1 protein-coding gene is annotated in these 572 nt (G+C 70.1%); it reads left to right on the top strand.

The window, feature by feature from the left end; all coding sequences use genetic code 11:
• Positions 1-572, top strand: a 572-nt coding sequence (locus GPA_RS10480) for a PD-(D/E)XK nuclease family protein (RefSeq protein WP_041239463.1), incomplete at both ends; no start/stop codon positions are given.

The following is a 572-nucleotide window of genomic DNA, read 5'->3' on the forward strand; positions in this document are numbered from 1 at the left end:
TACCTCGAGTGTCCCTGCAAGTGGTTCTCGCTGCGGCGCCTGCGCCTGTCCGCGCCCGACGCGGGCTTCGGCCCGCTGGAGATGGGCAGCTTCTCCCATGGCGTGCTGAAGAGCTTCTACGAGCACTTCATCGAGATGGGCAACGCGAAGGTGGCGCCGGGCAACCTGGAGGAGGCGCGCGCCCTCATGCGCGAGACGTTCGCCCGCCACCTGGCGTTCCAGCCCGAGCTCAAGCGCAAGGCCAACCCGCTTCTGCCCCTCACGGCCTTCGAGCGTGCCGAGGCGCACGGCCTGGAGCGCCGGCTCGTGTCCTACCTCGACCGCGAGGCGGCGCTCTTGCCCGGATTCTCCCCGGCCTTCTTCGAGCTCGACTTCGGCACGAGGGAGCCGTTCGCGTACGGGGGCTTCGAGCTGCGGGGCAGCGTCGACCGCATCGACGTGAACGGACGTGGCCAGGCCGTGGTCATCGACTACAAGGGGTCGCTCTCGCCCGACTACGCGCTGTCCTCGGCATCGCCGGCGGCCACCGCCGGCGGGGCGATGCTGCCGCACAAGGTGCAGGCGCTCGTGTA

Source organism: Gordonibacter pamelaeae 7-10-1-b (assembly GCF_000210055.1).
Lineage (GTDB): Bacteria > Actinomycetota > Coriobacteriia > Coriobacteriales > Eggerthellaceae > Gordonibacter > Gordonibacter pamelaeae.